The 6,350-nt window shown below is 73.9% G+C and carries 6 protein-coding genes and 1 pseudogene; 5 read left to right on the forward strand and 2 right to left on the reverse strand.

What is annotated here, in order from left to right:
- Nucleotides 1–195 precede the first annotated feature (195 nt).
- A complete protein-coding gene (locus KBX39_RS19860; RefSeq protein ID WP_210871913.1) occupies nucleotides 196–1,461 on the reverse strand; it encodes a cytochrome P450 in 1,266 nt (421 codons plus the stop codon).
- Between the two features lie 239 nt (nucleotides 1,462–1,700).
- Here KBX39_RS19860 and KBX39_RS19865 point away from each other — a divergent pair, with 239 nt between their 5' ends.
- Entirely contained in the window at nucleotides 1,701–2,087 is a 387-nt protein-coding gene (locus tag KBX39_RS19865; protein WP_210871915.1) for a hypothetical protein, read from the forward strand.
- 7 nt (nucleotides 2,088–2,094) lie between these two features.
- Here KBX39_RS19865 and KBX39_RS19870 read toward each other — a convergent pair whose 3' ends face one another.
- Nucleotides 2,095–2,313: a DUF397 domain-containing protein gene (locus KBX39_RS19870; RefSeq protein WP_013287999.1), complete on the reverse strand. Its 219-nt coding sequence runs from the start codon at nucleotides 2,311–2,313 to the stop codon at nucleotides 2,095–2,097.
- 66 nt (nucleotides 2,314–2,379) lie between these two features.
- On the opposite strand from KBX39_RS19870, the gene pepN reads away from it, so the two are divergent.
- The 4 genes and pseudogenes from pepN to KBX39_RS19890 all read left to right on the forward strand — a co-directional run.
- Nucleotides 2,380–4,896 (forward strand): aminopeptidase N, encoded by a 2,517-nt coding sequence (gene pepN, locus KBX39_RS19875; RefSeq protein ID WP_210871917.1) that lies wholly within the window; start codon nucleotides 2,380–2,382, stop codon nucleotides 4,894–4,896.
- Between the two features lie 89 nt (nucleotides 4,897–4,985).
- Complete coding sequence (nadD, locus tag KBX39_RS19880) at nucleotides 4,986–5,582, forward strand: nicotinate-nucleotide adenylyltransferase (protein ID WP_030503098.1); 597 nt, start codon at nucleotides 4,986–4,988, stop codon at nucleotides 5,580–5,582.
- 110 nt (nucleotides 5,583–5,692) lie between these two features.
- The gene (rsfS, locus tag KBX39_RS19885) at nucleotides 5,693–6,097 is read left to right on the forward strand and encodes a ribosome silencing factor (RefSeq protein ID WP_043328985.1); all 405 of its coding nucleotides are present in this window, start codon (nucleotides 5,693–5,695) and stop codon (nucleotides 6,095–6,097) included.
- Nucleotides 6,094–6,350: pseudogene (locus KBX39_RS19890) on the forward strand (histidine phosphatase family protein); the annotation flags it as partial. The gene rsfS and the pseudogene KBX39_RS19890, both read left to right, overlap by 4 nt.

Genomic DNA, 6,350 nt, shown 5'->3' on the forward strand with positions numbered 1-6,350 from the left:
GCCATCGGCAGCCGGACCGGCGCGGACGCGGCGCCCGCGTCGCGCGGCTGCGCGGCGGTCGGTCGGGTCATGTCGTCTCCCCTCGTGCCGGGTGACGCGACTTGCCCGGAATGCGGCTGCTGAAACGTTTCGGGCACGCTGCGCATCGTCGGTGTACCCGTGCCGCCCGACCGTCCGGGGAGGGAGCGTGCCCGTTCAGCGCAGCGGGCGTACCGCGTCGACCGGGCGTACGCCGTCGAGCACCAGCCCGCTGGGCGGCAACGCCGGCATGGCGCCCAGGTCGAGCGCCAGGTCCTGCGGCGGTACGCGGTAGTCCATTGCGCCGGTCAGGTTCGTCACGGCCCGCTTCATCAGCTCGATGGTGATCCACTCGCCGGCGCAGCGGTGGCCGGTGAAGTGGTCGCCGCCGCCCTGCGGGACCAGGCCGAACGGGTCGTCGCGCCAGCCGGTGAAGCGCTCGGGGCGGAACTGCTCCGGCTCCGGCCAGATGCCGGGGTGGTGGTTGGTGCCGTACAGGTCGAGCAGCACCCGCCGGCCCTGCGGGAACGTGTACCCCCGCCACTGGAACGAGCGGCGCACCCGGGCCGCGGTGACCGGGAAGAACGGGTAGTAGCGGCGTACCTCCTGCACGAACCGCTCGGTCGCGGCGTCGTCGCCGGGCAGCCGGTCCCGCCAGTGCGGGTGGTCGTGCAGGGCCAGCGCGGCGAAGACCACGTACCGGTCCACCGCGACTGTGGGGCGCAGCACGTTGAGCAGTTCCACGGCGGCGATCCGGCGGGGCAGCGGCAGTCCCCGCTCGTCCCGGTGCCCGGCCACGACCGCCAGCGCGCTGCCCTCCGGGGCGGGCACCGCGCCCGCGCGTACCCGTTCGATCAGGTCGCCGGCCCATCGTTGCGCGCGGTAGCGGCCGAGCCGGCCGCGCCAGTGCCGGGGGCCCAGCGCGGCCGGCGCCTCGATCATCGCGTGCATCTCGGCGGTGCGGCGCGGCACGTCGGCCTCGGCCAGTGGCACCCCGGCCCAGGCCCAGACCGTACGGGTCAGGATCTCGCCCACCTCGTCGTAGAGCACCACCGGGCCGTTGCGGGCCCAGACCGGGATCCGGGCCTGCCACTGTTCGTCGAAGATCTCCCCGAGGCGGCGGATCGCGGCCGACGTCATGATCGACATGAACATCGCCTTGCGGACCCGGTGCGCCTGCCCGTCCAGGCCCTGCACGCCGCCGACACCGGTGAGCGTGCGCTGCCCGCGCATCGGCATGGCGCCCCGCCGCACGAACCGCTCCTCGTCGTAGAACAGCTCGGCGGCCTCCCGGCCGCGCAGGCAGATCGTCGGCTCCAGCAGCAGCCGGGTCTGGAACACGTCCGTGCCGAGGCGGTCGCAGCGGGAGCCGACGAAGCGGTAGCCCTCCCGGATGAAGGCGAGCGTGCTGTCCGGGCTCCGGTCGCTCGGCATGGTGCTCATGTCGGCTGCTCCTGACGCGGTTCGGCGGCGCTGCCTACCTACCCCGGGCGACGCCGCCGAACCCTTCATCTCAGCAGCTCGGGCCGCACGCGGGAGGGGCCAGCCGGTCGGGCGGACGCTGGCCCCTCCCCGGCGGCGGAAAAGCTGGTTCCCTCAAGGCACGCGGACCGGCGGCTACCGGTCCGGCGCCCGCCGGCGTGGTGTCCGGCGGCGGTCACCGGCGACGGGGGAGGGCACTGATGCGTGACGACAGCGCGGCACGGCGGCACCGCGAGGCGTGGGCCGGGCTGCGCGGGGACGGCCGCGACGGTCCGCTGATCGGCGGGCCCCGGCGCGCCGGGGCCCGCCCACCGCGGTACTTCACCGTGCACCTGGGCTTCGCCGCCACCGATCCCGCCGTCGCGCGGGAGCAGGCGGTGGCGTACGCCGAAGCGCTCGGCCTGCTCCGCCCGGAGCTGGCGCTCGGCGCGGCGGCCCTGTCCCCGGCGGACGCCTGGCACCGTGCCGAGCGGCTGTACTGCGACGCGGTCGGGCCCGACGGCGAGCGCTGCGCCGACGTGTCCGGGCACCCGGGCTTCCACCACGCGCCCGGTCCGGGCGGCCTCGGCTGGGGCGACGGTGACTGAGGTGCGCTCAGTCCAGGTCGAACTCGCCGTCCTGGGCGCCGGCGACGAACGCGTCCCACTCGGCCTGGGTGAAGACCAGCACGGGCCCGTCCGGCTCGGCGGAGTTGCGCATACCGATCAGGTCGTCGACGAATGCCACCTCGACCGCTCCCTCGGAGGTGTCGCCCTCTGCCCGCTGCCAAACCGCCCGGGAGAGGTCGAAATCGCCCTTGGGGTGCTGACCCATCGCTGCTCCTCCATCGCCATGCGTAACGAGGCGGCCCGAGCGGACCACATCGGGCAGGATAAGCGGATGCCGAGCCTCACCCGTGCAGAGGCGACCGCGCGCCGCGCGTCGATCACCGTCGAGTCCTACGATGTGGACCTCGACCTGACCGGCGACGCCGAGCGGTTCCGCTCCGCCGTCACCATCCGGTTCCGGGCCACCCCCGGCGCCGAGACCTTCGTCGACGTCAAACCGCGCCGACTCCTCGCCGCCCGCCTCAACGACAGCGACCTCGACCCGGCCCTGCTGGCGGACGGCCGGCTGCCGCTGACCGGCCTGGCCGCCGACAACACGCTCACCGTCGAGGCTGAGATGGCCTACTCCAACACCGGCGAAGGGCTGCACCGGTTCGTCGACCCGGCCGACGGCGAGACCTACCTGTATGCGATGTCCTTCCTGGACGACGGGCCGCGGATCTTCGCCGCGTTCGACCAGCCCGACCTGAAGGCGCCGGTGACGCTGACCGTCACCGCGCCACCGGAGTGGACGGTGGCCGCCAACGGGCCGCTCGCCGACCGGCCCGCACCCGGCCGCTGGGAGTTCGCCACCACCGAGCCGCTCGCGACCTACTTCGTCTCGCTGATCGCCGGGCCGTGGCACGTGCTGCGCGCCGAGCACGACGGCATCCCGCTCGGCCTCTACTGCCGGCGCTCGCTCGCCGAGCACCTGGATGCCGACGCCGACGAGATCTTCACAGTCACCCGCCAGTGCCTCGACCGCTTCCACGAGCTGTTCGCCGAACGCTATCCGTTCGGCAAGTACGACCAGGCGTTCGTGCCCGAGTTCAACGCCGGCGCGATGGAGAACCCGGGCCTGGTCACGATCCGCGACGACTACGTCTTCCGCTCGGCGGTGACCGACACCCAGCGGGAGCTGCGCGCCACCACGATCGCCCACGAGATGGCACACATGTGGTTCGGCGACCTGGTCACCATGAGTTGGTGGGACGACCTGTGGCTCAACGAGTCCTTCGCCGAATACCTGGGCACCCGGGTCACCGCCGAGGCGACCCGGTTCGACCGGGCGTGGACCACGTTCGCCAGCCGTCGCAAGGCGTGGGGCTACACCGCCGACCAGCGCCCCTCCACCCATCCGGTCGCGCCGGAGGAGGTGGCAGACGCCGCCCGGGCGCTGCTGAACTTCGACGGCATCTCGTACGCCAAGGGCGCCAGCGTGCTCCGCCAGCTCGTCGCCTGGCTCGGTGACGAGGCGTTCCTGGCCGGGCTGAACGCGCACTTCGCCGCGCACCGCTTCGGCAACGCGACGCTCGCCGACCTGCTGGCGGCCCTGGGTGCGGCGAGCGGCCGCGACCTGGACGGCTGGGCGGAACGCTGGCTGCGCCGCGCGCAGGTGAACACGCTGCGGGTCGACACCGCCGTGGACGCCGACGGGCGGTGGACCGACGTGGCGATCGTGCAGACCGCCCCGGCGAGCCACCCGGTGCTGCGGCCGCACCGTATCGGCGTGGCCCACCACACCGCCGACGGCCCGGCGTACCGGTTCGACGTCGACCTCGACCCCGACGCCGACGGCGGCCGGACGCCGCTGCCCGAGCTGGTCGGACGGCCCGCCACCGGGCTGCTGCTGCCGAACGCCGGTGACCTGACGTTCGCCAAGATCCGCCTCGACCCGGCCTCGGCGGACGCGGTGCCAGCGCTGCTGCCGGGGCTCGACGATCCGCTGGCCCGGGCGCTGCTCTGGGGCGAGGCGCTGGACGCGGTCACCGACGGGGAACGGCCGGCCGGCGCGCTGGCCGCGCTGATCGCGGCGGCGCTGCCCGCCGAGACCGAGGTGACGATCGTCGAGGACGTGCTGCTGCTCAGTCGCCGGCTGATCGACCGCTACCTCGACCCGCTCGGCCGGGACGCGGCGCTGCTGCGGGTGGCGACCGCCTGCGCGGCGTTGCTCGACTCGGCCCCCGCGGGCGGTTCCCTGCAACTGGCGGCGGCGCGGGGCCTGATCGCCGCCACCACCGACACCGCGATGCTCGCCGGCTGGCTGGCCGGTAAGGACGTGCCGTCGGGGCTGGCCGTGGACACCGACCTGCGCTGGGCGGTGCTGCGCCGGCTGGTGGTGCTCGGCGCGGCCGGTACGCCGCAGATCGACGCCGAGGCCGACGCCGACCGCAGCGCCACCGGCGCCGAGCAGGCCGCCGCGTGCCGGGCCGCGCTGCCCGACGCCGACGCGAAGCGGGCCGCCTGGGAGATCGTCACCCGCAGCACCGAGCTGTCCAACCGCCTGGTCGAGGCGACCGCCGAGGGCTTCTGGCAGCCCGAGCAGGCCGAGCTGACCGCCGGGTACGTGCAGCGCTACTTCACCGACATGCCGGCGGCGGCGCGTCTGCGTACCGCGTGGGTGGCCGACGCGGTCACGGTGGCCGCCTACCCCCGCTACGCCGTGGCGCAGCCCACCCGGGAGATGGCCGCGGCGCTGCTGGCCCGCGACGACCTGACGCCGGGCCTGCGGCGGTGGGTGACCGACCTGGACGACGACATGCGCCGGGCGCTCGTGGCCCGGACGGCGGTGGCCGCCGCGTCGGCCTGAGCTGGGAGCGCGCCGGGTGGGGGACCGCCCGGCGCGCTCGACGGCGGACCCCGCCCGGGGCCGCCGGGCGGGCGGCCTACGATCGCTGGGTGGAGGAAGACATCCGGCGGGTCGGCATCATGGGCGGCACGTTCGACCCGATCCACCACGGGCACCTGGTGGCGGCGAGCGAGGTGGCCGACCGGTTCGGTCTGGACGAGGTGGTCTTCGTGCCCACCGGACAGCCGTGGCAGAAGGCGGAGGAGGCGGTCACTCCGGCCGAGGACCGTTATCTGATGACGGTGATCGCCACCGCCTCCAACCCGCGCTTCCAGGTGAGCCGGGTCGACATCGACCGCGGCGGCCCCACCTACACCGTCGACACGCTGCGCGACCTGCACGCCGAGTACGGCGCGAAGGCGCAGCTGTTCTTCATCACCGGCGCGGACGCGCTGGAGCGCATCCTCTCCTGGAAGGATCTGGACGAGGCGCTCGAACTGGCCCACTTCATCGGCGTTACCCGGCCCGGCTTCGAACTGACCGACAAGCACCTGCCGGCCGACTCGGTGAGCCTCGTGCAGGTGCCCGCGATGGCGATCTCCTCGACCGACTGCCGCGCGCGGGTCGCCCGGGGCGAACCGGTGTGGTACCTGGTGCCCGACGGTGTGGTGCAGTACATCGCGAAACGGCGTCTCTATCAGCGGTGATTCCGCGCTTTATGTCCCCGTTTGTGCCTGAAATCGACCAGAACTGACAAGTCGCCGCACCGCCGGGTGTGAGAGGCTTGGAGGGTCGCACGGTTGATCGAAGGAGAACGGTGACAGTTTCCGAGCGCGCGCACGAGCTGGCGATGGCCGCCGCCCAGGCCGCGGCCGACAAGAAGGCACAGGACATCGTCATCATCGACGTGGGCGACCAGCTCGCGATCACCGACGCGTTCCTGCTGGCCGCCGCTCCGAACGAGCGTCAGGTGCTCGCCATCGTCGACGCCATCGAGGAGCGCCTGCTGGAGCTGCCGGAGAAAGCCAAGCCGGTGCGCCGCGAAGGCGAGCGCGGCGGCCGCTGGGTGCTGCTCGACTACGTCGACATCGTGGTCCACGTCCAGCACACCGAGGAGCGCGAGTTCTACGCGCTCGACCGGCTCTGGAAGGACTGCCCGCAGATCCCGTTCACCGATCGCGACCTGGCCGACTCGGCCGCCGGCAGCGCCACCGCCGAATGACCCGACTGATCATCTGGCGGCACGGCAACACCGACTGGAACGCCGCGAGCCGCGTCCAGGGCCAGACCGACGTGCCCCTCAACGACCTCGGCCGCGAGCAGGCCCACGCCGCCGCCCCGGTACTCGCCGCGCTGCGCCCGGACGCGATCGTCGCCAGCGACCTGCGCCGGGCCGCGCCGACACCGCCGCCGCGCTCGCGGCGCTGACCGGGCTGCCGGTCCGCACCGACGCGCGGCTGCGGGAACGGCACTTC

The sequence above is a fragment of the Micromonospora sp. D75 genome, from assembly GCF_018070405.1.
In the GTDB taxonomy this organism is placed as follows: domain Bacteria; phylum Actinomycetota; class Actinomycetes; order Mycobacteriales; family Micromonosporaceae; genus Micromonospora; species Micromonospora chalcea.

What these genes read in the sequence shown, in the direction of transcription:
- KBX39_RS19860 (WP_210871913.1), bottom strand. Translation starts at nt 1,461, where the DNA reads ATGAGCACCATGCCGAGCGACCGGAGCCCGGACAGCACGCTCGCCTTC.
- KBX39_RS19870 (WP_013287999.1), bottom strand. Translation starts at nt 2,313, where the DNA reads ATGGGTCAGCACCCCAAGGGCGATTTCGACCTCTCCCGGGCGGTTTGG.
- KBX39_RS19865 (WP_210871915.1), top strand. Translation starts at nt 1,701, where the DNA reads ATGCGTGACGACAGCGCGGCACGGCGGCACCGCGAGGCGTGGGCCGGG.
- pepN (WP_210871917.1), top strand. Translation starts at nt 2,380, where the DNA reads ATGCCGAGCCTCACCCGTGCAGAGGCGACCGCGCGCCGCGCGTCGATC.